Origin of the sequence: Mycobacterium marseillense (genome assembly GCF_010731675.1) — a bacterium.
GTDB classification, from domain to species: domain Bacteria; phylum Actinomycetota; class Actinomycetes; order Mycobacteriales; family Mycobacteriaceae; genus Mycobacterium; species Mycobacterium marseillense.
Map to the genome: position 1 here is coordinate 4,623,672 of NZ_AP022584.1, position 23,969 is coordinate 4,647,640.

Annotated in this window: 23 protein-coding genes and 2 pseudogenes; 14 read left to right on the top strand and 11 right to left on the bottom strand. The window is 66.0% G+C overall.

What is annotated here, in order from left to right:
* Nucleotides 1-61: 61 nt before the first annotated feature.
* From G6N26_RS21610 to G6N26_RS21635, 6 genes are read left to right on the top strand one after another with little or no spacing between them, the layout of a single operon-like run.
* Nucleotides 62-1,123, top strand: coding sequence for an amidohydrolase family protein (locus G6N26_RS21610; RefSeq protein WP_179960392.1), 1,062 nt, complete (start codon nt 62-64; stop codon nt 1,121-1,123).
* A gap of 17 nt (nt 1,124-1,140) precedes the next feature.
* Entirely contained in the window at nt 1,141-2,376 is a 1,236-nt protein-coding gene (locus G6N26_RS21615) for a M24 family metallopeptidase (protein ID WP_139799079.1), read from the top strand.
* On the top strand, nt 2,366-3,493 hold the full coding sequence (locus G6N26_RS21620; RefSeq protein ID WP_067165475.1) for a M24 family metallopeptidase: 1,128 nt from the start codon (nt 2,366-2,368) through the stop codon (nt 3,491-3,493). Before G6N26_RS21615 ends, G6N26_RS21620 begins: the two co-directional genes overlap by 11 nt.
* 2 nt (nt 3,494-3,495) lie before the next feature.
* Nucleotides 3,496-4,476 carry an enoyl-CoA hydratase/isomerase family protein gene (locus G6N26_RS21625; RefSeq protein ID WP_083014952.1) on the top strand — a complete coding sequence of 327 codons (981 nt, stop codon included), beginning with the start codon at nt 3,496-3,498 and terminating at the stop codon, nt 4,474-4,476.
* The gene (locus tag G6N26_RS21630) at nt 4,473-6,902 is read left to right on the top strand and encodes a CaiB/BaiF CoA-transferase family protein (protein WP_083014955.1); all 2,430 of its coding nucleotides are present in this window, start codon (nt 4,473-4,475) and stop codon (nt 6,900-6,902) included. Before G6N26_RS21625 ends, G6N26_RS21630 begins: the two co-directional genes overlap by 4 nt.
* Nucleotides 6,903-6,908: 6 nt before the next feature.
* Entirely contained in the window at nt 6,909-7,727 is an 819-nt protein-coding gene (locus G6N26_RS21635; RefSeq protein WP_083014959.1) for an SDR family NAD(P)-dependent oxidoreductase, read from the top strand.
* Here the strand turns inward: G6N26_RS21635 and G6N26_RS21640 are convergent.
* The gene (locus tag G6N26_RS21640) at nt 7,724-8,554 is read right to left on the bottom strand and encodes an SDR family NAD(P)-dependent oxidoreductase (RefSeq protein WP_083014964.1); all 831 of its coding nucleotides are present in this window, start codon (nt 8,552-8,554) and stop codon (nt 7,724-7,726) included. The genes G6N26_RS21635 and G6N26_RS21640 overlap by 4 nt on opposite strands.
* Nucleotides 8,555-8,639: 85 nt before the next feature.
* Between G6N26_RS21640 and G6N26_RS21645 the strand changes: the two genes are divergently transcribed.
* Together G6N26_RS21645 and G6N26_RS21650 are read left to right on the top strand one after the other, a co-directional pair.
* Nucleotides 8,640-9,131: a MarR family winged helix-turn-helix transcriptional regulator gene (locus G6N26_RS21645; protein WP_083014968.1), complete on the top strand. Its 492-nt coding sequence runs from the start codon at nt 8,640-8,642 to the stop codon at nt 9,129-9,131.
* Between the two features lie 20 nt (nt 9,132-9,151).
* Nucleotides 9,152-9,568: a DUF5313 domain-containing protein gene (locus tag G6N26_RS21650; protein ID WP_083014971.1), complete on the top strand. Its 417-nt coding sequence runs from the start codon at nt 9,152-9,154 to the stop codon at nt 9,566-9,568.
* A gap of 3 nt (nt 9,569-9,571) precedes the next feature.
* On the opposite strand, the gene G6N26_RS21655 is transcribed toward G6N26_RS21650, so the two are convergent.
* Nucleotides 9,572-10,420, bottom strand: a complete 849-nt coding sequence (locus G6N26_RS21655) for a mycofactocin-coupled SDR family oxidoreductase (RefSeq protein WP_083014975.1) — start codon at nt 10,418-10,420, stop codon at nt 9,572-9,574.
* A gap of 240 nt (nt 10,421-10,660) precedes the next feature.
* Entirely contained in the window at nt 10,661-11,311 is a 651-nt protein-coding gene (locus G6N26_RS21660; protein ID WP_067165449.1) for a TetR/AcrR family transcriptional regulator, read from the bottom strand.
* 266 nt (nt 11,312-11,577) lie between these two features.
* Between G6N26_RS21660 and G6N26_RS26610 the strand changes: the two are divergent.
* Nucleotides 11,578-12,159: pseudogene (locus tag G6N26_RS26610) on the top strand (acyl-CoA dehydrogenase family protein); the annotation flags it as partial.
* Between the two features lie 156 nt (nt 12,160-12,315).
* Nucleotides 12,316-12,729: pseudogene (locus tag G6N26_RS26615) on the top strand (acyl-CoA dehydrogenase family protein); the annotation flags it as partial.
* 8 nt (nt 12,730-12,737) lie between these two features.
* On the opposite strand, the gene G6N26_RS21670 reads toward G6N26_RS26615, so the two are convergent.
* The 8 genes from G6N26_RS21670 to G6N26_RS21705 all read right to left on the bottom strand — a co-directional run bounded on the left by G6N26_RS21670 (nt 12,738) and on the right by G6N26_RS21705 (nt 18,924).
* On the bottom strand, nt 12,738-13,007 hold the full coding sequence (locus G6N26_RS21670; protein WP_067165446.1) for a DUF4190 domain-containing protein: 270 nt from the start codon (nt 13,005-13,007) through the stop codon (nt 12,738-12,740).
* A 175-nt stretch (nt 13,008-13,182) separates the two neighbouring features.
* Complete coding sequence (locus tag G6N26_RS21675; protein ID WP_083014978.1) at nt 13,183-13,998, bottom strand: acyl-CoA dehydrogenase family protein; 816 nt, start codon at nt 13,996-13,998, stop codon at nt 13,183-13,185.
* A 3-nt stretch (nt 13,999-14,001) separates the two neighbouring features.
* A complete protein-coding gene (locus G6N26_RS21680; RefSeq protein WP_067165442.1) occupies nt 14,002-15,099 on the bottom strand; it encodes an acyl-CoA dehydrogenase family protein in 1,098 nt (365 codons plus the stop codon).
* Nucleotides 15,100-15,122: 23 nt separating this feature from the next.
* Nucleotides 15,123-15,590 carry a nuclear transport factor 2 family protein gene (locus G6N26_RS21685; protein WP_067165438.1) on the bottom strand — a complete coding sequence of 156 codons (468 nt, stop codon included), beginning with the start codon at nt 15,588-15,590 and terminating at the stop codon, nt 15,123-15,125.
* A complete protein-coding gene (locus G6N26_RS21690) occupies nt 15,571-16,788 on the bottom strand; it encodes a metal-dependent hydrolase family protein (protein WP_083014983.1) in 1,218 nt (405 codons plus the stop codon). The genes G6N26_RS21685 and G6N26_RS21690 overlap by 20 nt, the downstream gene beginning before the upstream one ends.
* A gap of 3 nt (nt 16,789-16,791) precedes the next feature.
* Complete coding sequence (locus tag G6N26_RS21695; RefSeq protein ID WP_083014987.1) at nt 16,792-17,115, bottom strand: hypothetical protein; 324 nt, start codon at nt 17,113-17,115, stop codon at nt 16,792-16,794.
* The gene (locus G6N26_RS21700) at nt 17,099-18,376 is read right to left on the bottom strand and encodes an aromatic ring-hydroxylating oxygenase subunit alpha (RefSeq protein ID WP_083014990.1); all 1,278 of its coding nucleotides are present in this window, start codon (nt 18,374-18,376) and stop codon (nt 17,099-17,101) included. The genes G6N26_RS21695 and G6N26_RS21700 overlap by 17 nt, the downstream gene beginning before the upstream one ends.
* Before the next feature lie 14 nt (nt 18,377-18,390).
* On the bottom strand, nt 18,391-18,924 hold the full coding sequence (locus G6N26_RS21705; protein ID WP_083014994.1) for a carboxymuconolactone decarboxylase family protein: 534 nt from the start codon (nt 18,922-18,924) through the stop codon (nt 18,391-18,393).
* Nucleotides 18,925-19,322: 398 nt separating this feature from the next.
* Between G6N26_RS21705 and G6N26_RS21710 the strand changes: the two genes are divergently transcribed.
* The 4 genes from G6N26_RS21710 to G6N26_RS21725 all read left to right on the top strand — a co-directional run bounded on the left by G6N26_RS21710 (nt 19,323) and on the right by G6N26_RS21725 (nt 23,942).
* Complete coding sequence (locus tag G6N26_RS21710; protein ID WP_083015187.1) at nt 19,323-20,621, top strand: amidohydrolase family protein; 1,299 nt, start codon at nt 19,323-19,325, stop codon at nt 20,619-20,621.
* 93 nt (nt 20,622-20,714) lie between these two features.
* Entirely contained in the window at nt 20,715-21,881 is a 1,167-nt protein-coding gene (locus tag G6N26_RS21715; RefSeq protein WP_067165421.1) for an acyl-CoA dehydrogenase family protein, read from the top strand.
* Nucleotides 21,882-21,940: 59 nt separating this feature from the next.
* Nucleotides 21,941-22,783: an enoyl-CoA hydratase/isomerase family protein gene (locus tag G6N26_RS21720; protein WP_083014998.1), complete on the top strand. Its 843-nt coding sequence runs from the start codon at nt 21,941-21,943 to the stop codon at nt 22,781-22,783.
* Nucleotides 22,784-22,787: 4 nt separating this feature from the next.
* Complete coding sequence (locus G6N26_RS21725; protein WP_067165415.1) at nt 22,788-23,942, top strand: thiolase family protein; 1,155 nt, start codon at nt 22,788-22,790, stop codon at nt 23,940-23,942.
* Nucleotides 23,943-23,969: the final 27 nt, after the last annotated feature.

Consider the following 23,969-nt stretch of genomic DNA (forward strand, 5'->3'; position numbering starts at 1 on the left):
CGCTCCGAAAGATCGGCGTGGCCACGCCGCCGGCAGCGATGTGGGCCTGCCCCCGGGGACCGTGGTCTTCTCGGCCGACAACCACATCTCGCTCGCCGATGACATCTTCTACCAACGCTTCCCGGACGACCTGAAGGACAAGGCGCCGCGGATCTGGTACGAGGACGGCGCCTACCAAGTCGGGCGCAAGGGGCAATCGTTCCTACCCGGCGACTTCAGCGCGGTCCTGATGCAGTACGACGACCTGCCCGGGGCCGCGAGCACCAATATCGAGGCCCGGATTCAGGAATTGCACGACGACGGGGTCGAGAAGGAACTGGCTTTCCCCAACGCGGTGCTGGCGCTGTTCCACTACCCGGACAAGCAACTTCGCGAGCTCGCCTTCCGCATCTACAACGAATACATCGCCGAACTGCAGGAGGCCTCGGGCGGCCGCTTCTACGGCGCCGGCCTGATCAACTGGTGGGATCCGCAGGGTACCCGCAAGACCCTGGAAGAGCTGAAGTCTCTGGGGCTCAAGACGTTCCTGTTGCCGCTCAACCCGGGCAAGGACGACGACGGCAACATCATCGACTACGGCAGCACCGCGATGAGGCCGGTGTGGGACGAGATCGAGGCCGCCGGACTTCCGGTGACCCACCACATCGGGGAGACCCCACCGAAAACTCCGTGCCAGTTCAACAGCGTGGTGGTCGGCATGATGATCAACATCGATGGCTTCCGCGAGCAGTTCGCCAAGTACCTGTTCACCGGAATTCTCGATGATCACCCGGGCCTGCGAATCGGTTGGTTCGAGGGCGGAATTTCTTGGGTTCCTTGGGCTTTGCAGGACGCCGATCACCTGATGGGGTCGTACCAACACATGTTCAACCGGAAGCTCGAGCACGAACCGCGCTACTACTGGGACACCCACATGAGCGCGTCGTTCATGGTCGACCCCCTGGGCTTGCAGCTGATCGACCAGATCGGGGTGGACAAGGTGATGTGGTCCAGCGATTACCCGCACAACGAGAGCACCTACGGCTACTCCGAGAAATCGCTGAAAGCCGTTGTCGACGCGGTTGGTCCGGAGAACGCGGTGAAGATCGTCAGCGACAACGTGACGAAGTTCCTGGGTCTGTAGGGATGACGCTCGCGCAAATGGACACCAATACCGCTAACGGACTGGTGATTCCCGAAACACCCGACCTAGCGCGCCTGCGTCGCGAGACGGGAGCCCGGCTGCGGTCGGCGATGACCGAACGCGGCGTCGACGCGATGATCCTGCTCGGGAACAACGCCGTCGTCTACGCCACGGGTGCCAGCTGGCCGCTGGGCGACGCCGGACTGTCTTATGTCGAGCGTCCGGTGGCCGTGGTGCTCGCCGACGACGAGTGGCCGCACCTGTTCCTCCCGTTCCGGGAGGGGGCCTCGCACGAGGCGGATCTGCCCGACGACCACCTGCACGGGCCGGTCTATCTCGAATTCGACGAGGGCGTAGTCCATTTCGCCCGGGCGATCGCCGAGCTGATTCCTGCCAAAGCGGTGGTCGCGGTCGACGAATGCACGGGGGCGATGTCACGGGCCGGAAGCGCCTTGTTCCCGAACGGGGCCCCCGTCGATGCCGCGGCCATCGTCAGCGCGGCCAAGTCGGTCAAAACCCCGGATGAATTGTCGTGCATGCGCACCGCGATCCGGATCACCGACGAGGCCATGGTCGAGGTGCAAAAGCGGCTGGCGCCCGGGATACGTCAGATCGATTTGTCGGCAAGCTTTTTGCGCCGTGCCTTCGAGTTGGGCGCCACGGCCAGCATGCTCGAACCGATCTGGCAGGTGATGCCGCCGAGCAAGGCCGAGGGCGTGTGGACCACGCACGGCGACCTGGCGCTGCCGCTGCTGAGCACCGAGCGGGAGCTGGCCGAGGGCGACGTGCTGTGGACCGACGCCAGCATCACCTACCAGGGCTACTGTTCCGATTTCGGGCGTACCTGGATCGTCGGGCGCGATCCCTCCCCGCGCCAACAGGCGCAGTTCGACGCCTGGTTCGAAATCATGACCGCCGTCCTGGGCGTCGCCAAGGCCGGCGCCACCGCGGCGGACCTGGGCCGGGCCGCAATCAAGGCCAACGGCGGCGCCAAGCCCTGGCTGCCGCACTTCTACCTGGGCCACGGCATCGGCGTCAACGCCGCCGAAATGCCGATGATCGGAACGGATCTCGGCCAGGAGTTCGACGAGAATTTCGTCCTTCAATCCGGGATGGTGCTGGTTTTGGAGCCCGTGGTGTGGGAGGACGGCACCGGCGGCTACCGCAGCGAAGAGGTCCTGGTGATTACCGAGGAAGGCTGGATCCGCTTGACCGACTATCCCTATGACCCCTATGGCTCCCATGTCAGTTGAAGTTTGCCCTGACGAGCGCACCCTGCGCTCGGGGCGTCGCCAGCGGGCGCTCGACCAGATGGCGGCGCACGATCTCGATGTTCTGGTCCTCGGCCGGCAAGCCAATGTCCGTTACGTCACCGGTGCGCCGCAGTTGTGGGTCGCCGGCACCCGGCCGTTCGGTCCGACCTGTGTGGTGGTGCGTGAGACCGGCGCCGTGCACCTCCTCAGCACGTGGGACGAAGGCGTGCCCGACGATATCCCCCACGAGAACCTCTACGGCATCTCGTGGAACCCGATGAACACCATGTCGGCGCTGCAGCGCATCGACGGCGCAGCCGGCGCCCGGCGCGTCGGAACCGATGCGCTCTCACCGGTTTTCGCCCAGCTGCTGCCGACCGCGTTCCCCAACGCACAGCTGGTCGACGGGGAGCTCGCGATGCGGGCGGCGCGCCGCGTCAAGACGGCAGAGGAGATCGCCGCGGTGCGGGAGTCCGTCGCGGTGGCCGAATCGGCCCTGGCGGCCGCGGTCGCGGAGTTGCGGCCCGGGGTGAGCGAACAAGCCCTGACCGGTGTCGTGCTGGAGGCCTCGGCGGCCGGCGGCGTGAGCACGCCGTCGAATCAAGACGTCGCATGGGCGACCTCGCGCACGCACCCGTGGCGGCGCGCCGACGGTGACGGCCGCGTCCAGGACGGCGATCTGGTGGCGTTCGCCGCCGGAGTCCTGGCCGGGGGCTACGTCGGCGAGGTGGGACGCACCTGGCCGGCGTCCAAGAAACAGGTGCCCGGCGGCGCGTCGGCGCTGTACCGGCGCTGGGACAGCCTGTGGGACAGGCTGATCGACGCCTGCCGGCCCGGCGCTGGGGCGTCCGAACTGATGGCCGCCTACCAAGCCGCGGGGGAGCCGGAACCACCGATGCCGGTCGCCCGCGGACTGGGCATGGGGTTCGACCCGCCCGTCGTCTCCAAGCATCTGCCCGCCACCGCGGCCGACGAACGTTTGGAACCCGGGATGGTGCTCGCCGTGACGGGTTATGTATGGGAAGAAGGAGTCGGCGCGGTGTTCGGGCGAGAAGCGGTCCTGATCACCGCCGACGGTCCGGAAGTGCTTACCGCGAGCCCGTTCTGGCAGCCCTAGCCATGCCCGCTCCCGCAGAGCCACCGGCCGAAAAGATCATCCGGTACGACAAAGACGCCCGGACGCGGATCGCCACGATCACGTTCGACCGGCCGGATTATCTCAACGCGCCGACCATCGCCGCGCGCCTGCGCTACGCGGATCTGTTGCATCGCGCCAACGTTGACGACGACGTCAAGGTGCTAGTGGTCCGGGGCGCCGGCGACGACCTCGGCTCGGGTGCGGACCTGGCCGAGGTCATGCGGCTCCGCGATGCGGCCGACCAAGAACCACGGCTCGCCGAATACCGCATCGGCGCGGGGGAAGTCAGGCACCCGCCGCAGGGGTCGTTTCGCAACGGCGCCACGCTCGGTCAGTGGTATGCCAATCCGAATTCCGGCATCCGCGGCCTGCAGGACTTCAAGAAGATCAGCATCCTGGAGGCCAAGGGCTACTGCTACGGCTGGCATTTTTACCAGGCCGCCGATGCGGACCTGGTGATCGCCAGCGACGACGCCCTGTTCGGGCATCCGTCGTTCCGGTATTACGGCTGGGGTCCCCGCATGTGGTGGTGGGCGCAAACGATGGGCATTCGAAAATTCCAGGAAATGGTGTTCACCGGACGGGCTTTCACCGCCGCCGAGATGTATGACTGCAACTTCCTCAACAGCGTGGTGCCCAGGGACCAACTCGAGCCGGAGGTCGAGAAGTACGCCTTGGCCTGCGCCCGCAACCGCCCCACCGACACCGTCTTCATGCAGAAAGTCTTCTTCGAGATCATGAAGCAGTTCCAGGGCGAGTATCTGGGCAGCATGCTCAGCGGCGTCTTCGAGTCGATGGGCGGCATGGTTCGCCCCGATGGCGGTGACGAACTGACGCTCGCTGACGCCATGGAACAGGGTCTGGGTGATGCGGTCAAAGACAACGACGGCAAATTCCCCGCCGACTGGCGCCTGAGCAAGAAAGCGCGCAAAAAAGCCAAAGCGAAGAAAAAGAGCTCGTGACGCAACACCGGGTCGAACCGCCACTGACCGGTTATACGGTGATCGATCTGTCCACCGGCATAGCGGGCGCCTACTGCACCAAGCTCCTCTCCGACGGCGGTGCCGACGTCGTGAAAGTCGAACCGCCAGAAGGCGATCCGCTACGTGCGTGGTCTGCCTCCGGCGCGCCCATCCCCGTCGGCCGCGACGGTGCGTTATTCAGCTTCCTGGCCGGCGCAAAGCACAGCGTCATCGCCGATCCCGCCGACGACGATGACACCGGACTGGTGGACCGGCTGCTGGCGTCCGCGGACGCGGTGGTCTGGTCCGCCGGTTCGGCAGTGGCCGAGAATCCGGCGTTTGCGCCGAGCGCCATCCAGGGGCGGCACCCGCACCTGACCGTCACCGCGATCACGCCGTTCGGACTGGCAGGCCCCTGGCACGACCGCGCCGCAACGGAATTCACGCTGCAGGCGTGGTCGGGAGGAATCGTCGGGCTCGGCCGCGGCGAGCAGGAGCGCCCGCCCGTCTTCGTCGGCGGTCAGGTCGGCGAGTACTTGGCCGGAGCCTATGCAAGCGCGGCCACCCTGGCGTCGCGATGGCGCCGTCTCGACGGCGGCGCAGGCGAACTGCTGGACCTGTCGATGCTCGAGACCCAGATCCTGTGTCTCACCTATTACCCGGTGTCCTACTTCGAGGTGCTCGGGCGGCCGTGGCGAGACATGCGACGCCCGACCATTCCGGGGGTGGCCCAAGCCAAGGACGGCCTGGTGGACCTCGGCTGCGGGACCGCGCAACAGTGGTTCGACTTGTGCGCGATGGTGGGCCACCCCGAGTGGATCGACGAGGATTCACCGCTGTCGATCACGGAGCAGGCCAACATCCACGCCGACGAGCTATTCGGCTGGCTGGCCGACACCACGGTCGACGAAATCCGGGAACTGGCATCGGCGTTCCGTATTCCCAACGCGCCGGTCGGCAACGGCGCCAACGTCACGTCCTTCGACCAGTTCGTGGAACGCGGTTCATTCGTCCGCAATCCGCGCGACGGCTTCCACCAGCCGAGCCACCCCTACCGGATGCGGCCCGCGCAACTGCGCCCCCCGCACCCGGCGCCGCGCCCGGGGGAGCACACCGAGCACTACCGATCCGCGGACCTCGCAGCCCGGCCGGCGCCGAATGCGGCGGCGAAATCGCTGCCGCTCACCGGCCTTCGCGTGCTGGACATGACGACGTTTTGGGCGGGACCGTGTGCCACACACTTTCTGGCGATGCTCGGCGCCGAGGTCATCCATGTCGAATCCACCCGGCGCCCGGACGGCACGCGGCTGATCGCCGGCGTGCCGGTCACCGAGGACCAGTGGTGGGAGAAGTCGCCCATCTTCGAAGCCCTCAACACCAACAAGAAGGGCCTGACGCTGGACCTGCAGAGCCCGCGCGGCAAGGAATTACTGCGCGAGCTCATCGGCACCTGCGACGTGGTCGTCGAGAACTTCACCCCACGTGTGCTGGACCAACTGGGGCTGGATTTCGCGACCGTTCAATCGATTCGGCCGGACGTGGTGATGGTGCGCATGCCCGGTTTCGGTCTCGAAGGCCCATGGCGCGACAACCCGGCCTTCGCCTACGTCATCGAAGCCGCGTCCGGAGTCAGTTGGCTCACCGGCTACCCGGACCGCACACCGTATGACCCCTATTCGATCGGTGACCCCAACGCCGGTGTGCATGCGGCCAACGCCGTGCTGCTGGCGCTGGAGCATCGCCGCCGCACCGGTGAGGGCGTGTTCGTCGAAGCGGCAATGGTCGATGCGGCCCTGAGTATCTCCGCCGAGCAGGTCATCGAGTACTCGGCGTATGGGGCACTGCTGGAGCGCGCCGGTAACCGCGGACCGACGGCCGCACCGCAGAACCTCTACCTCACCGCGGATATCGACGAATTCGGCCGCCTCGACAGCTGGGTCGCCATCGCCGTGGCCACCGACGATCAATGGGTGAAGCTGTGCGGAGCCATCGGATCGCCTTCCTGGGCAATCGATCCCGAGTTGTCGACGCATACCGGGCGGAGCGAGCGCCACGACCTGATCGACGAACACCTCGCAGCGTGGTGCGAGCGGCGCACCCGCGACGAGATCGTCGCAACCCTCTGGGACGCCGGGGTGCCAGTCGCCAAGGTCATGCAACCGCATCGTCAAACCGAATTGGAGCAGTTGGCGTTCCGCAGCTTCTTCGAAGAAGTCGACCACCCCGTTAACGGCCCGGCTAGGCTCAGCACCGTGCCGATGAGAAGCTCAGCCGGGCCCGACAAGTTCCACACCGAGCACGCCCCGCTGCTCGGACAACACAACCACGAACTGCTGACCGGACTCGGCTTGTCCGACGCCGAGATTGCGGCCCTGGAATTCGACGGCGTCATCGGCACCGCGCCGGCGATGCGCACGGCGGGCTGACGCGCGATGGCGATCGACCCCTCGAACATCCTGCTGACCGGCCGCGTCGCGGTGGTGACCGGCGGGGGAGCGGGCATCGGCCGCGGCATCGCGGCGGGGATGGCCGCGTTCGGCGCCCGGGTGGCGATCTGGGAGCGCGATCCCCAAACCTGCGCGCAGGCAGCCGAATCCATCGGGGGCCTGGGAATCGTCACGGATGTCCGAGACAGCGGCCAGGTGGATACCGCGCTGGAGCGCACCATCGCGGACCTGGGCACGCCGACGATTCTGGTGAACAACGCCGGCGGCGTGTTCTCCTCGCCGCTGCTGGACACCAGCGAAAACGGTTGGGATGCGCTCTACCGCGCCAACCTGCGCCATGTGCTGCTGTGCAGCCAGCGGATCGCCCGAAAGCTGGTGGCAGAAGGCCTACCTGGCAGCATCATCTCGCTGACCTCGATCGAGGGCGTACGTGCGGCGCCGGGCTACGCCGCCTACGCGGCCGCCAAGGCCGGTGTCATCAACTACACGAAGACCGCGGCGCTGGAATTGGCGCCTCACGGGATCCGGGTCAACGCCATCGCCCCGGACATCACCCTCACCGAGGGGCTCGCGCAGCTCGGTGGCGAGGCCGCGACGAGCGCAATGCGCGACATGGTGCCGCTGGGCCGTCCCGGTCATGTCGACGAAATCGCCAGTGCCGCAGTATTTCTGGCCTCGGACATGGCGGCCTACCTCACCGGGCAGACGCTGCACATTGACGGCGGCACCCAGGCCTCCAGCGGGTGGTATCACGATCCGCAGACCGGTGAGTACCGGCTGGGGCCGTCGGGCCATTCGATCTAGTGCGTCCAGCCCTCGGCGGCCTGCTCGTCGAACGTTCGGTCAATGCGCTCGAACCGGCGGCGGATGGAATCCCGTGCGGCGCCGTGCGGCAGGATGTAAAGCCGGTTGGCCAGAATCGCATCGGCGGTCAGCCGCGCGACATCGTCGGCGGTGACGCTCTTGTCCTGGGTCGGCAGCGTTCCGAACGCCGCCTCGGGGCTGGCCGACAGTCCGTAGTCCGCACCGCGAATCCGTTCCGAATTGGACACCAACTTGGTTTCCACGACCATCGGGCACAACACCGATACGCCAATGCCATTGGGCTTGACCTCACGCGCCAGCGTCTCCGCGAGCCCGACGACGCCGTATTTGGCGACGCCGTACGTTCCGAGACCCGCGTTGGGCACCAAGCCGGCGAAGGATGCGGTGAAAGCGATGTGCCCGCCGCTGCCCTGCTCGATCAACTTCGGCACGAAGGCCTCGACCGCGTGGATCGATCCCCAGAGGTCGATGTCGATCACCCAGCGCCAGTCGTCGTGGTTCATCTGGCCGATCGGGCCCGCGACGACGATGCCGGCATTGCTGAAAACGACGTCGACGCCGCCGAGCAACCGGAAGGCTTCGTCGGCGAGGTGAATCATCTCGTCGAGATGCCGGACGTCGCACACCACGCCGTGGGCGTCGAAGCCCTCGCCGCGCAGCCGATTTACCGCCTGGTCCAGCGCTGGCTGATCGACGTCGGAGAGCACCAGGCGGGCCCCTCGGCGGCCGAATTCGGTGGCCGTGGCCAAACCGATGCCGCTGGCACCGCCGGTGATGACTGCCCCGCGTCCCTCGAAATCGTCCATAGCTGCCGAGCGTATTACCCGTGCCCGGGCCGGTGTGAGGGACATCATGTAGATAGGCCCCTAACTATTAGGGCACCATGGAAGCATGACCGTTTCGACTGCGCGCGACGTCGATCCGCTGGCCCTGGAACGCCAGGTGTGTTTCGCGCTGGCGACGACCAACCGAGCGGTCCTGGCGGTGTACCGGCCCCTCTTGGAACCGCTCGGCCTGACCCATCCGCAGTATCTGGTGATGCTGGCACTGTGGGATCACCAGAAGGCCCCGGGGTCGGACCAGTTCCCGCTGTCGGTCAAGCGAATTGCCGTCACGTTGCAGATGGATTCCGCCACGCTGTCTCCCATGCTCAAGCGCCTGGAGGCGCAGGGGCTGATCAGGCGCGTCAAGAATGCGGCCGACGAACGCACCACCGATGTGATGCTCACGCAGCGCGGAATCGCCTTGCGACAGCGAGCACTCGAGGTCCCGTCCGCGGTCGTCGCGCGTCTGGGGGTCGAGCTGGCCGAACTCGAGAACCTGCACCGAGCCCTCACCCGGATCAATACCGCCGCCGTGGCGGCCAGCGCATTGCAACACTGACATCACCCAAAGGAGCCACCATGACCGACGCGAAACCCAGTCTCTGGCAGCGGATCGGCTATTCCTACGGTCGGCGATTGCCCGACACGATGCGCGACTGGGTGGCGCACGATCTGGCCGGGGAGGGAGCCGTCCGCCGACACATGATCAGGTGGGCAATACCGCCTCTGCTTGTTCTTGCACCGTTCTGGCTGCTGCCCGCCTCGCTTTACGTGCACACGGAGATGACCGCGCCGCTGTACATCTGGGCGCTGCTGATAACCCTTGCCCTGAACAAGGTCTGGCGCCGCCACCGGTTGGCGGTTCACGGACTGGATCCGAACCTCGTCGACGTGATCGCGCGCCGGAAACAGGCGCGGATGCACGAGGACTACATCCGCCGCTACGGGCCCCGGCCCGAATCGGCCGAATGGCAGTCCAACAGCAGCCCCTTCTAGCGGCTACTTCAGGCAGCTACCCGCATCGATCGGCAGCGTCACGCCGGTGATGTAGCGGGCCTCGTCCGAGGCGAAGAACAGCACCGCGTTGCTGATGTCGATCGGCTCGACCCAGGGGATCGGCAGCGTGTGGAACAGCTGACAGATCGGCGCCATGTCGTCGGGGCCCGGGTTCTCCAGGTCGGGCCGGAACATCTTGAAGGTGCCTTCGTTGTGCAGCATCGGAGTCTTGACGTGGGTGGGGTGCACAGAATTGACGCGAATCATGTGCTGTCCCAATTCAACTCCGAAGGCGCGCATCAGCCCGACGACACCGTGCTTGGCCGCGACGTAGTGGCCCGTGTGCGGGTAGGCCTTCAGGCCGCCGACCGAGCTGGTCAAGATGATGGATCCGCCGCGACCGCCGGCCACGAGATGGGGCACACCGGCTTTCACGGTTTTCCACACTCCGGCCAGGTTGATGTCGATCATCTCGGTCCAGTCTTCTTCGCTGGTCTTGTCCAAAGTCTCGCCGCCGTTGCCGATTCCGGCGTTGGCCACGATGATGTCGAGCCGGCCCAGTTGCTCGACGCCACTGTCCACCGCCGCCTTGAGCGCGTCGTAGTCCCGCACGTCGACTTCGGCCGTGAAGATTCTGCGGTTGTGCCCCTTGACCAGGTCGGCAGTCTCGGCCAGGTCCTCGGGCGTCGCCGCCGGGATCGCCGTGTCCACCACGCCCTCGCGGATCGGTTTGCAGATGTCGACGGCGATGATGTCGGCGCCCTCCTGCGCCAACCGCACCGCATGGCTGCGGCCCTGACCGCGCGCCGCCCCCGTCACCAAGGCGACTTTGCCCTCAACACGTCCGGTCATGGCTACCTCAACTCCTGACTTGATCTGATCGGCACGCCTCCGCGGAGAACAATCGCGTCCCCGGATCGCGGGTCGTGCCGCTGTTGAACTCTGTCATTCGGCGATCACGGGTGTCAATGGCGAATCCGTTTCGGCTATTCGCGGTTCTAGATATTAGAGAATCTCATTCTCACCGGCAAACGGCGTGCGCTATTTGCTCAGCTCCGGAGTGCGGAAGATTACGCCCTTGGGGGCGGCGCGCTACGCGACGAAACCGCGTGAGCAGAAGTCCCACACCTCTTCTGCGGTGATGGGGTGCATGGTCGCATCGTCGGGGCCCCCACTGGACTGCGCGATGAACATCACCGTCTGCATGGTCATGGCGGCCACGCGCTTGGGGTTGATCGTGCTGCGCAACTTGTCGGCCTCGTGGGCCGCCTCCATCAGTTCCGTCAGCAACGCCAGCAACGGCGCGTGCGCCACCTTGACCTCGGCCGGATGCGTCACCAGCAGTCGAGGAGCAAAGTCGGTAAACAGCGGGCGCTTGGCGGTCGGGTCCGGCCGCGAGGCCTCGTACAACAGCTGCACGGCGACCTGGAGCCGCTCCAGCGGATCGGTGTGGCTTTCCGTGGCGGCGCGGATCTGGTCCGCCGAGCGGCTCAGCGCATCCTCGAACAGCGCCAGCAACAGCTCGTGCTTGCCGTCGAACTGTAAGTAGAAGCTGCGCAGCGACTGGCGGGAGCGGTCGACGACCTCCTGAACGGTAAAGTCGGTGCTGCCCTTTTCGATGATGATGGCCTGGGCGGCGTCGAGGAAGCGCTGAACACGTTGCGCCGCACGCAATTTCGCCGTTTTGATGGACCGCTCGACAGCGCGCTGCTTCCAGGCCGGCTCTTCGCTTGGATTGGTCACGGCCGACTCAGGTGATTGCCGCGCTGGGAGAACATGGTTGGACTCTACCGGAGAACGCCGTGACATCGCTGCGCTCGACCCCCTCACGGATCACGTGTCGGAGATTGTAACTTTCTTACCACGAGAATACTATTCTCTTAGACGTGTGTAGGGAAGCGTAATCGCAAGAGTGAACCGCGCCGTTGGCGGAAAGCGTGATCTACCGACGGCGCGACTGCGCTCAGGACCATTCGGGAAGTGCCGTGCAGCTGACGTTTGACGCCGACGTGGAGGCGTTCCGCGCCGAATTCGTCGCTTTCCTCGATGAGCATCTGCCTGCCGAGGCCGAGGCACTCGACCGGCCGCAGTCGAGTTCGGACATCCCGGCGTGGGCCCGCCGGTGGCAACGCCTGCTGTTCGACAGCGGGTGGCTCCTGCCCGGCAACCCGCCGGAGTTCGGCGGACGCAACGCCACGCTGCTGCAGCAGTACGTCTACCAAGAAGAGTTGTCCCGACGGCGGATCTATCAAAGCTTCAACCCGCAGGGTGTGGGCATCATCGCGGCGTCGTTGTTGACGTTCGGCACTCCCGAACAGAAGCAGCGGTGGGCGGTGCCGATCCTGCGGGCGGAGATCACCGCGTCACTGGGCATGAGCGAACCGGGCGCGGGATCCGACCTCGCGTCGCTGAAAACCCGCGCGGTGCTTGACGGTGACCACTTCGTTGTCAATGGACAAAAGGTGTGGACATCGGGCGCCCATCACGCCGACGTGCTGTTGACCTTCGTGCGTACCGATCCCGACGCCCCAAAACACAAGGGCATCAGCGCTTTACTGATTCCGACCGACACCCCCGGCGTGGTACGCCGCCCGTTCGCCTCGGTCGGCGACATCGAAGACGTCGACTTCAACGAGGTCTTCTTCACCGACGCGCGGGTGCCGGCCGAGAACCTGGTGGGGGAGCTCAACGCGGGGTGGCGCGTCGCGACCGGTTCGCTCGGTCACGAACGCGCGATGCTGTGGCTGGACTACGCCGACATGTTGCACGCACTGACCGTCGAGTCCAGCCCCTCGGGGCCCGTTCAACGGGATCGCTACGCAACGCTGGTGATGGATTTCTACGCGATGCGGCTGCTCGGTTCGGCGACGCTGGCCAAAGCCGCGCGGGGCGAAGAGGATGTGCCGGCCCAGTCGGTGCTCAAGCTGCTCGGCTCAGAGGCGATGCAACGCGCCTGCGAGGACGCCCTGGGCGCCAAGGACGGCGACGGACTGGTATTGCGCGGCGTCACCGCCCCGTTCGCCCCGCTCAACCTGGACAGCCACTATGGCGCCTGGTTCGACCGGTACACGCGCACCTTCGCCGCGACCATCGCCGGCGGCACGTCGGAAATTCAGCGCAACATCATCGCCGAACGGGTACTCGGGCTGCCGCGGAATTGATCCGCGCATCAGTGCTTCTGAACATCCAGCCTGGCGTAGTACCCGATAGCGACGAGACCCAGCAGTATTGCGATCGCCCCTAAAACCGTGCCGGCCAAGGCGGTTCGGCGATTGTTCGCCTCCCCACGGGCGACTCTGCGCCGGGCGATGTCGCCTGTCACCACCGCCGCGATGCCAAACGGGACCCCCAGCATCATCCAGCACGTGATGAGTCCGACCAGGCCCAGGAGCAGCGAGGCGACGCCGACCTCGTTGCGCGGTGCGTCAGGGTGACTCATTGTGTCCCATTCGTCGGGGCCGTGCGTGCGCAGTCGGCGCCGGTTGTTGTCCGCGCCCAGTGTGACCCGTGCTTCGGTCCAGGAGCAAGGATCTGAAGGCAAGCGCGGTGGCGCGCCCGCATGTGGCTTCAGGGGTCGGCCGGCCGCATTGAACGGTCGGCGCCGCGACAGCTCGTTACAGCTGAGCAAGCCGTGGGGCGGATCCCGTTGCCACCAGCACGCTTCCGGCGTCGCGCGTGAGTTCCCGCGCGCTACCCAACAGTCCGTCGAGGATGAGCGAACGCTTGATGTGGTGGTGCAGCGGGTGTTCGGCGGTGAATCCGATACCGCCGAGCACCTGCTGGCAGTGACGTGCGGCGGTCAGCGCGGCGTGGCCGGCCGCGGCTTTGGCCAGCAGGGAGGCCAACCCCTCGTCGTCGCATTCGGTGGCGGCTTGCAGCGTCGCCTCGGCGCCCTCGATGGCCACCAGGGTCTCGGCCAGACGGTGTCGGATCGCCTGGAACGAGCTGATGTGCCGACCGAACTGAACGCGGTCCAGGGCATGCTGACGGGCCAGCGACAGCATGGCGCGGCTGGTGCCGACCAGCCACCAGCCCAGGGCGCGCCATCCCGCCTGAAGTGCGGCCGACGGTAATGGATCCCCCTGCGGCACAGGATGGATGGGAAGCAGCTCATCGATTGCCGATTCGGACTCGTCGCGTCGCTCCCACAGCACCCAGGACCCGCCGGCAAACGGCAAGGGCAGCGCGCCCCCGGGCGCATCTCCGGCCCCGCACAGCACCACATCGTTGAGCACGGGCGCGTGCGAACCGGTCTCGCCGAGCAGTGTGAACACCAACGGTATTGCGATGTCGGGCATTTCGTCGAGCATGTCGCGCCAGCCCAGATCGGTCAGCGCCGCATCGAGCTTGGCTCCCGAGGCGGCGCTCATCGTCGTCCGCAACGAGTCAGCCAGCAGGCGCAGCGACTCGGTGTCCGGCGAAGGCGTCACGGTTCACTCCTTCCCGAGGTCGAGCAGCCGGCGGGCGATGATATTGCGCTGGATCTCGGCGGTGCCGCCATAGATCGTCGCCGCGCGTGAGTACAGGTACTCCGAACGCCACGGTGTGTCTTCGAGTTCGAGCTTCCCCGGCAACAGGTCGTGGACGGTGTCATAGAGCCGCTGCTCGGCGGCGGCCAGCAGCACCTTGTCGATGGAGGTGTCGGGGCCCAGGCGGGCTCCGTCGCGCATCCGGTGCTGGGTGCCGCGCGACCGGCAGCGCAAGGTATGCAGCGCCAGATAGGCTCCGCCCAGGGCCGATTCGTCGGCCGCACCGCTGTCGGAGGCTTCGGCGATCAGGGCGTCGAATCGAGAGTAGAGATAGGCGATTCGCTGCCAGAAGCAGGAGGAACGCTCGTAGGGCAGCAGGTCCATGGCGAGTTTCCAGCCGTCGCCGGGCTTGCCGAGCATCCTGCTCGCCGGGATCACCACGTCGTCGTAGTACACCTCGCAGAATTCGTCGACGCCGTGCATCGTGCGCAGTGGCCGGATGGTGATGCCGGGGGTGTCGAGGTCGACGAAGAAGGCGGTGATGCCGTCGTGGCCGGGCGCGGTGCGGGTGAGCAGGACGCACCGCGACGAGAACTGCGCGAAACTGGTCCACACCTTTTGCCCGTTGACGACCCAGTTGTCGCCCTGCTGGGTCGCGCGGGTGGTGAGCGACGCGAGGTCGCTGCCGGATCCCGGCTCGGAAAAGCCCTGGCACCATTGCTCTTCGCCGCTCAACAGCCGCGGCACCATCTCCGCGGCGAGCTCAGGCGGCGCGTAGTCGATCATGGTGGGTGCGAGCACTTCGAGCATTGAGTACGGCCCGGGCTCGGCCAGGCGACGGCCCACCACTTCTTCGCCAACAACCGCCCGCAGCACCGCCGGCCCGCCCAGCCCGCCGACTTCTTCGGGCCAGCCGTACCGCATCCAATCGGCGTCGTAGAGCGCGCGACTGACCCGGGCGAACTGCTGCATATGTCCCTGCAGCGAGTGGTCGGGCCCGGGTGTCAGATCGTTGTCGTCGAGCCACGCGCGCAGGTCCGCTCGGAACTGCTCGACATTCACCGCACTGTCGATTGGTGGGCTCCTTAGGTCGTCGCCTGGGCCGCCGAGTCACCGGCGGGACGCCCGATGGCGTGCGGGCGCCCGGAATCGTGCACACCGCTGCGGCGGATGAAGGTCATCGCGCGAGTCTTGAGGCGCCACCCGTCGGCGGTCCGCACATAGGTGTCGCGATAGTAACCGATCCGCATGTCATGGCTGGAGTGGTCGATGAAGCACAGCGGTTGGGTCCCGCTGGCCACATCACCGTCGAGATCGACCACCGCGGTTCCGGTGAGAAACAAGCCCTTTGGGGCCGCGGCCACCAGTTCCGGGAACCGGTTCAGGCTGTAGGTTTCGCCGAACGCGCTGTAGGTACCGTCCGGGGTGAAGACCGCGACGAGACCCTCGATGTCTTGCTGGGTGATGGTCACGGCGTAGCGGCCGAGCAGCTGCTGGATCTCGACGAGGTCGTCAGTTCTGGTTGGGCCGCTGTCAGGCTGATTTGTCGACATAGACCTTGCCGCCTTTCATCACGAAGCTGACGTTTCGGGTAACGGTGATGTCTTCCAACGGGTTTCCGGGCACCGCGATGATATCGGCGAGCTGGCCCTGCGCCAGTCGGCCGCGGTCGGTCGAGTTGATGAGCTCGGCCGCGGTGGTGGTGGCCGCGCGCAGCACCGCCAGCGGCGGCATGCCCCAGTCCACCAGCGTGACGAGTTCGTCGGCGTTCTTGCCGTGCGGTATTGCCGGCGCGTCAGTGCCGACCGCGATCTTCACGCCGGCCTCATAGGCGGCCTTGACCGATGTCTTCGCCTTCGGGAACATCTCGGCGGCCTTGTCCTGCAACTCCTTGGGTGCGCGGGACACGTCCATCGCCTCGGCGAGCCTGCGGGTGGTCACCAGGAACCGGTCGTTGTCGACCAGCATCTGGATGGCCTCGTCGTCCATGAGGAAGCCGTGCTCGATGCAGTCGATACCGCACGCGACCGCGTGCTTGACCGCTTCCGCCCCGTGCGTGTGCGCGGCGACGCGTAGCCCGCGCCGGTGTGCCTCGTCAACGATCGCGCGCAGTTCCTCGTCCGAATAGTGTTGTGCACCAGCCTCACCGGTCAGCGACATGACACCGCCGGAAACGCACACCTTGATCAATTCGGCGCCGTGCTTGATCTGGTATCGCACCGCCTTGCGGATCTCGTCGATCCCATTCGCGATGCCCTCTTCGACCGTGAGCTCGAGTGCCCCCGGCATGAATGCGGCGAACATCGTCGGGTCCAGGTGCCCGCCGGTGGGCGTGATGGCGTGGCCCGCCGGGACGATTCGGGGCCCGTCGATCCAGCCCGCGTCAATCGCCTTGCCCAGCGCGACATCCAGCAGGTAGCCGCCGGTCTTGACGAACAGGCCGAGGTTGCGCACGGTGGTGAACCCGGCGTGCAGCGTACGTCGGGCGTTGCCGATCGCACGCAGCACCCGCGTCGGGGGGTCGTCCTGCACTTGGGAGAGCCCGGGCGTTTCCCCGCGCCCGCCCATCAGGAGGTTCACCTCCATGTCCATCAACCCGGGCAGCAGGATCTGGTCGCCGAGATCGATGAGCTCGCCTTCCGGCTCACCCCCCACACCGACGATCCGGTCGCCCTCGATCCGCACGATGCCGGGCCGAACGATCTCGCCGGCATCGACGTCGAGCAGCCCGGCTGCCTTAAGCGTCAGCACGTGTCAGATCACCGGCTCCCGAAGCACTTCCACCCACGCCGCGCCGCTGTCGGGGACGCGCGGCTGCTTCCATGCCTCGATCGGGAATGACACCATGACCAAGGATTGCATGATGTGCATCAGGGTCTTTGCGTCATCCGGCAGGTCGTCCAGCGGAAACTTGTCGCAGTAGGCGATCACGTCGTTGAGCAACGGGAACGCGGCGTCGTAGAACTGCTGCATCTGTGGCATCGTCGAGGCGAGCCGCTTGGCGTAGCGCTCGGGCTCGGTGGCCAGGTCCCAATCCAAATAGGGCTCGAGGGCGGCGAATTCAGACGGTAGCGCCATTGCGCTGGTACTCCTTGACGTAGTTGGCGGTCGTGTGGTGCAGATGGCGGATCAGGACTTCCTGGTCACACAGCAGGAACTCCTTGACGGCCCGGGTGCCGATCATGGTCTGGGTCGCTTCCAAGGTGTTGGCGTCCTGCAGCGCGTACTCCTTGAACGTCACCGCGGCCAACTCCTGGGCCAGGCGTTCCCGCGCATTGCGCGGCGGGACGAAATACAGCGTGGACTCGAAGATGTGCTTGTCCACCGCGGTCGGCCAGTAGTGGTAGGTCAGGTACCAGCCGGGCTCCCAGATCAGCAGCATGAAGTTCGGGTAGAACAGCCACGAGTCGATGCCCCACTGCGGCACCCGCTTGACGTTGACACCCGAAGGGAGGTCGAGCTTTTCGATGATCTCCGGCTTGTCCCACGGGCCGAACAACCCGCTGCGCAACACCTGGTCCATGGGCTTGACCATGGACATGTCCGGGGGCGGCGACTGACCACCCCACGTCGACTGCAGGCTGTGCGGACCGGCCACCTCGTAATGCAGCGCCTCGTAGCCGAACTTCTGGATTTTGGCAGCTTCTTCCTTGGTGTACTGCCCCTGGTGCAGGATCGGCGCGTGGTAGAACTCGACGAACGCGTCGATGAACAGCTTCCAGTTGCTGCCGACCTCGGCCCGGTAGGAGTAGGCCTCCGTCATCTCGCCGAAGGGGTACCCCTCGATACTCTTGGCCAGCGGCCCGAGGTAATCGGTGAGCGGCGCCGCGTTGTCGTCGAAGTTGATGAAGATGAACCCTTCCCACACCTCGCAGCGGACGGGCGCCAGCCCGTAGTCGCCCTTGTCGACGTTGAAGAACTCTTCTTCCTGCTGGATGAAGGTCAGGTCACCGTCGAGGTTGTAGCGCCAGGCGTGGTACTTGCAAGTGAACTGCCGGCAGGTGCCTGAGGTCTCCTCGTTGGGAAAGTCGTTCCACACCAGCTTGTTTCCGCGGTGGCGGCAGACGTTGTGATAGGCCTTGACCGACCCGTCCTTGGTCTTGACGATGATCACCGACGTGCCCTTGCCGGCCGACGGCAGTTCTCTGGTGAAGTAGCTGCCGGTGCGGGGGAGCCGGTTGACCCTGCCGACGTTCAGCCACATCCGCCGAAAGACCGCGTCGCGCTCGGCTTCGAAGAACGCGGGATCGATCGAGTCGGTGTAGTCGACCGGATCGGTGCCCAGTTCGGGATAGTTTTCTGTCCAGCTGCCGGCGGCTGGCTTGGGGAAGTGCGGCAACGTTCTTACTCCTCTTATTCGACGTTGGTAGCGGCTGGGGTGGCGTGTTCGGGCTGGATGCCGAAAGTGTTGAAGGCCATGGCCAGCAGGGCGTAGCAGCCGACCGTGAAGACGAAATCCATGCGTTGCTGGTCGGTGAGACGCTCGCCCAGCGCCGCCCACGTGTGGTCGGACAGTTCCGACTTATCGTCGAGCTCGTCGACCCCGGTGATGACGGCTTGGTCGAACTCGTCGAGGGCCTCCCCACGCTGCACCGCCGCGATCTGGTCCTCGGTGATCCCTTCTTCCTTGGCCATGCGGAAGTGGTGGGACCACTCGTAGGCACATTGCCGGCGGTGGGCCACCCGCAGGATGGCCAGTTCGCGGATGCGTGGCGGCAGCGTGGACGACGTCAGCAGGTGGACATTGAATCGGAGAAAGGCCTTGGCCAGCTTGGGGTGGTGCGCGAGCGTGGACAGCGCGTTGTTGGTGTCCGCTTCACGCATGGCCGAGAGGGCCTGCTGGGTAGCCTCGTCCCACTGATCGGCGGGGAGCGGCTGCAAGCGCATCAGCAGTGTCCTCTCGGTGAAAGAGAATCAGATTCTCATTTGCAACTAACAGACTGGCACGAAACGTGCGCCCGGTCAATGCCGGCGTGTCGCGCGACCCCGGGTCGGGTCACCGCCTGGCCTGCGCGGCGGTCGGGTTGGTCGCTGTCCTCACTGATGGGGGCGGCGCCGCCGCGCCGCTGCGTCGCGCCAGTCCTACCTCACGGCATTGATGCTCGGCGCCGGCGAATCCGCCGGTTCCTTCGGTCGCTGGTCAGGACGGTGCGGGCCGGAGCAGCAACCGCTGGATGTTGATTCTCGCCTGGCGAGAAGATAGTTTTCATTTTAGTGATCTTGGCACGGGACAGCGATTCGCCGAGGCTGTGATCGATTCGGTGGAACCGACGAAAGGGACGGCCATGAACAAAGAAGACATGATCCTGATCAGCGTCGACGACCACACCGTGGAGCCGCCCGACATGTTCAAGAACCACTTGGCGAAGAAGTATCAGGACGACGCGCCGCGGCTGGTCCACAACGCCGACGGGTCGGACATGTGGAAGTTCCGCGACACCGTCATCCCCAACGTCGCGCTGAATGCGGTGGCCGGCCGGCCGAAAGAGGAGTACGGCATCGAGCCGACGGGGCTCGACGAGATCCGCCCGGGTTGTTACAACGTGGACGAGCGCGTCAAGGACATGAACGCCGGCGGCATCCTGGCCTCGATCTGCTTCCCGTCGTTCCCCGGCTTCGCGGGGCGCCTGTTCGCCACCGACGACAACGACTTCTCGATCGCGCTGGTGCAGGCCTACAACGACTGGCACATCGACGAGTGGTGCGGCGCCTACCCGGCGCGGTTCATCCCGATGGCGATACCGGTCATCTGGGACGCCGAGGCGTGCGCCGCCGAGGTGCGCCGGGTGGCCAAGAAGGGTGTGCACGCGCTCACTTTCACCGAGAACCCGGCCGCGATGGGCTATCCCAGCTTCCACGACGAGTACTGGAACCCGCTGTGGAAAGCCTTGGTGGACACCGACATGGTGATGAACGTGCACATCGGTTCCTCGGGGCGGCTGGCCATCACCGCGCCGGATGCGCCGATGGACGTGATGATCACGCTGCAGCCGATGAACATCGTGCAGGCGGCCGCCGACCTGTTGTGGTCGCGGCCGATCAAGGAGTACCCGGACCTCAAGATCGCGTTGTCCGAGGGCGGAACCGGCTGGATTCCGTACTTCCTGGAGCGCGCCGACCGGACCTTCGAGATGCACTCCGCGTGGACGCACCAGGACTTCAAGGGCAAGCTGCCCAGCGAGGTTTTCCGCGATCACTTCCTGACCTGCTTCATCAGCGACAAGGTCGGCGTGGCGCTGCGCAACATGATCGGCATCGACAACATCTGCTGGGAGGCCGACTACCCGCACAGCGACTCGATGTGGCCGGGTGCGCCCGAAGAGCTCTGGGATGTCTTGTCGATCAACAACGTTCCCGACGAGGAGATCAACAAGATGACCTACGAGAACGCCATGCGCTGGTACTCGTTCGACCCGTTCACGCACATTTCGCGCGAACAGGCGACCGTTGGTGCGCTGCGCAAGGCCGCCGAGGGGCACGACGTGTCCATCAAGGCCCAGGGCCACGAAAAGGACGGCCGAGGCGGCTCGTCCTTCGCGGATTTCGCGGCCAACGCCAAAGCGCTTAGCGGCAACAAGGACTAAGCCCGGCGAGCAGACGCAGAATCGCATCGTTTGGACGGTATCGTGCGATTCTGCGTCTGCTCGCGCTGAAGAAAGGTGCCACCCGTGGGTGGAATGAACTTTGAGCTGACCGATGACCAGGAATTGATCCGTCGGTCGGTTGCGGAATTGGCGCGCAAGTTCGACGACCAGTACTGGATGGAAAAAGACCAGGCGCACGAATTCCCCACCGAGTTCTACCGCGCCATCGCCGACGGCGGCTGGTTGGGAATGACCATCCCCACCGAATACGGCGGCCACGGCCTGGGAATCACCGAAGCGACCATCCTGCTCGAGGAGGTCGCCAAGTCCGGCGGCGCCATGAACGCGGCCAGCGCGATCCACCTGTCCATCTTCGGCATGCAGCCCGTGGTGGTGCACGGCTCCGATGAACTCAAGGCCCGCACGCTGCCCGCGGTCGCGACCGGTGAGGTGCACGTCTGCTTCGGCGTGACCGAACCCGGTGCGGGGCTTGATACTTCCCGCATCACGACGTTCGCCAAGCGCGACGGCGATCGCTACATCGTCAACGGCCGCAAGGTGTGGATCTCCAAGGCGATGGAATCCGACAAGATCCTGTTGCTGACCCGGACGCAGAGCTATGACGAGGTCACCAAGAAGACCGACGGGATGACGCTGTTCCTCACCGACCTTGACCGGAGCCGGGTGGACATCCGCCCGATCCGCAAGATGGGTCGCAACGCCGTCAGCTCCAACGAACTGTTCATCGACAACCTCGAGGTGCCGGTCGAGGACCGGGTCGGCGAGGAGGGCAAGGGATTTCAGTACATCCTTGACGGCTTGAACCCGGAGCGGATGCTGATCGCCGCCGAGGCGCTCGGCATCGGCCGGGTGGCTCTGGAGAAGGCGGTGAAATACGGTAACGAGCGCGAGGTCTTCGGCCGCCCCATCGGAATGAACCAGGGCCTGCAGTTCCCGCTCGCCGATTCCCTGGCCCGGCTCGATGCCGCCGAGCTGATGTTGCGCAAGGCCACCTGGCTGTATGACAACGGCAAATCCTGTGGGCGCGAGGCCAATACGGCCAAGTACCTGTGCGCCGATGCCGGCTTCACCGCCGCGGACCGGGCGTTGCAAACTCACGGCGGCATGGGTTACGCGGAGGAGTACCACATCACCCGCTACTTCCGTGAAGCCCGGTTGATGAAGATCGCGCCGGTCAGCCAGGAGATGATCTTGAATTTCCTCGGAGCCAACGTTTTGAAGCTGCCGAGGAGCTACTGATGCCGGGCGGGTGCCGCCGGTCGACGGCGGCGTGGTGATGTGACGCACGCTCGACACCGATGACTTCCGCTTTTGGGGGCGACGGCCCGTTGTTGCTGTCGCACGACCATGACGGGGTGCGCATTCTCACGCTGAACCGGCCGCGGCGCAAGAACGCGATCAACCCGGAATTGTGGGTTGCCCTGCGCGACGCACTCGATGCCGCCGGTCGTGATCAGAGCGTGCGCGCACTCGTGCTCACCGGATCCGGGGGCAGCTTCTGCTCGGGGGCCGACATCTCGGTGCCCGAGGACATCCATCCGAAATACAAGTTGCAGCGCCTGACCGACGTGGCGCTGGCCTTGCACGAGCTTTCGATTCCGACGGTCGCCAAGGTGACCGGGGTGGCCGTCGGGGCCGGATGGAATCTCGCGCTGGGTTGTGACTTGGTGGTCGCGACCCCGGAATCGACGTTCTGTCAGATCTTTTCGAAGCGTGGGCTGTCGATTGATCTCGGTGGCTCCTGGCTGCTACCCAAAATCGTTGGCCTGCAACAGGCGAAGCGGCTCGCCTTGCTGGCGGACACGATCGATGCCGAAGAGGCGTGCGCGCTGAACCTGGTGACCTGGGTTGTGTCGGCCGCGGAGATCGACGCCTTCGTCACGGATCTCGCCAACCGGCTCGCGGCCGGGCCGCCGATCGCGTTGGCCCACACCAAAGCGTTGCTGAACGAGGGCGCCGACCGCACCTTGCGTGACGCGCTCGCCAACGAGGCCCGCGCGCAGGGAGTCAACTTCGCCACCGCGGACGCCGCGGCGGCCTATGCCGCTTTCGCCGAACGGCGGGAGCCGTCGTTTACTGGTCGGTGGGCCCTAGCAAAATCCGGCGTGGAACCGGATTCGGGCGAGAAACAATCGGAGTAGAGATATGCGTGAAACAGTCATCGTCGACGCCGTGCGCACCGCCGTCGGCAAGCGCAACGGCGCGCTTTCGGGCATGCACGCCGCCGATCTGTCCGCGGTCGTCCTCAACGAACTCGTGGAACGCACCGGCATCGGCCCCGAGATCATCGACGACGTGGTGTGGGGCTGTGTCTCCCAGGTGGGCGACCAGTCCAGCAACATCGGCCGCTACGCCGTGTTAGCCGCCGGCTGGCCGGAAAGCATTCCCGGCACCACCGTCAACCGCGCCTGCGGTTCCAGCCAGCAGGCGCTGGACTTCGCCGTACAGGCGGTGATGTCGGGCCAGCAGGATGTCGTCGTGGCCGGCGGTGTCGAGGTCATGAGCCGCGTCCCCCTGGGCTCGGCGCGCGCCTCCGGCATGCCTTATGGCCCGAAAGTGCTTGCCCGCTATGACGATTTCTCCTTCAACCAGGGTCTGTCTGCGGAGATGATCGCCAAAAAGTGGGGCTTCTCCCGCACCCGGCTCGACGAGTACAGCGTCGAGTCCCACGAGCGGGCGGCCGCGGCCCAGGACGCCGGCGCGTTCACCGACCAGATTGTGCCGGTGTTCGCCGACGGGGCCGAGAACAACGTGGTGGCCGCCGACGAGGGCGTCCGGCGCGGAAGCAGCGTGGAAAAGCTGGCCGCGCTCAAGCCCGCCTTCGCCGAGGACGGCGTGATCCACGCCGGCAATTCCTCGCAGATCTCCGACGGGGCCGCCGCGCTTCTGGTGACCACCGCCGAGATGGCGGTCGAGCTGGGTTTGACCCCGATCGTGCGGTACGTGGCGGGCGCGGTCACCGGGGCGGATCCGGTGCTCATGCTCACCGGCCCCATTCCGGCGACCGAGAAGGTGCTCAGCAAGGCCGGCGTCGCGCTGTCGGACGTGGGCGTGTTCGAGGTCAACGAGGCCTTCGCGCCCGTCCCGCTGGCGTGGCTGGCGGAAACCGGTACGGACCCCGCCCGGATGAATCCGCTGGGCGGCGCCATCGCGCTGGGCCACCCGCTCGGCGCCTCGGGTGCCGTGCTGATGACCCGCATGGCGCACCACATGCGCGACAACGGGATTCGGTACGGGCTGCAGACCATGTGCGAGGGCGGCGGGACCGCCAACGCGACGCTGGTCGAGCTCGTCGGCTAGCAGCGACCCCACTCACGAAAAGCCACC

Bases quoted from the DNA above. Each gene is read 5' to 3' on its own strand.
- G6N26_RS21685 (WP_067165438.1), bottom strand. From the start codon at position 15,590: ATGTCGACAAATCAGCCTGACAGCGGCCCAACCAGAACTGACGACCTC.
- G6N26_RS21670 (WP_067165446.1), bottom strand. From the start codon at position 13,007: ATGAGTCACCCTGACGCACCGCGCAACGAGGTCGGCGTCGCCTCGCTG.
- G6N26_RS21725 (WP_067165415.1), top strand. From the start codon at position 22,788: ATGCGTGAAACAGTCATCGTCGACGCCGTGCGCACCGCCGTCGGCAAG.
- G6N26_RS21640 (WP_083014964.1), bottom strand. From the start codon at position 8,554: ATGGACGATTTCGAGGGACGCGGGGCAGTCATCACCGGCGGTGCCAGC.
- G6N26_RS21625 (WP_083014952.1), top strand. From the start codon at position 3,496: ATGCCCGCTCCCGCAGAGCCACCGGCCGAAAAGATCATCCGGTACGAC.
- G6N26_RS21710 (WP_083015187.1), top strand. From the start codon at position 19,323: ATGAACAAAGAAGACATGATCCTGATCAGCGTCGACGACCACACCGTG.
- G6N26_RS21620 (WP_067165475.1), top strand. From the start codon at position 2,366: ATGTCAGTTGAAGTTTGCCCTGACGAGCGCACCCTGCGCTCGGGGCGT.
- G6N26_RS21720 (WP_083014998.1), top strand. From the start codon at position 21,941: ATGACTTCCGCTTTTGGGGGCGACGGCCCGTTGTTGCTGTCGCACGAC.
- G6N26_RS21650 (WP_083014971.1), top strand. From the start codon at position 9,152: ATGACCGACGCGAAACCCAGTCTCTGGCAGCGGATCGGCTATTCCTAC.
- G6N26_RS21715 (WP_067165421.1), top strand. From the start codon at position 20,715: ATGAACTTTGAGCTGACCGATGACCAGGAATTGATCCGTCGGTCGGTT.
- G6N26_RS21645 (WP_083014968.1), top strand. From the start codon at position 8,640: ATGACCGTTTCGACTGCGCGCGACGTCGATCCGCTGGCCCTGGAACGC.
- G6N26_RS21635 (WP_083014959.1), top strand. From the start codon at position 6,909: ATGGCGATCGACCCCTCGAACATCCTGCTGACCGGCCGCGTCGCGGTG.
- G6N26_RS21615 (WP_139799079.1), top strand. From the start codon at position 1,141: ATGGACACCAATACCGCTAACGGACTGGTGATTCCCGAAACACCCGAC.
- G6N26_RS21655 (WP_083014975.1), bottom strand. From the start codon at position 10,420: ATGACCGGACGTGTTGAGGGCAAAGTCGCCTTGGTGACGGGGGCGGCG.
- G6N26_RS21695 (WP_083014987.1), bottom strand. From the start codon at position 17,115: ATGGCGCTACCGTCTGAATTCGCCGCCCTCGAGCCCTATTTGGATTGG.
- G6N26_RS21705 (WP_083014994.1), bottom strand. From the start codon at position 18,924: ATGCGCTTGCAGCCGCTCCCCGCCGATCAGTGGGACGAGGCTACCCAG.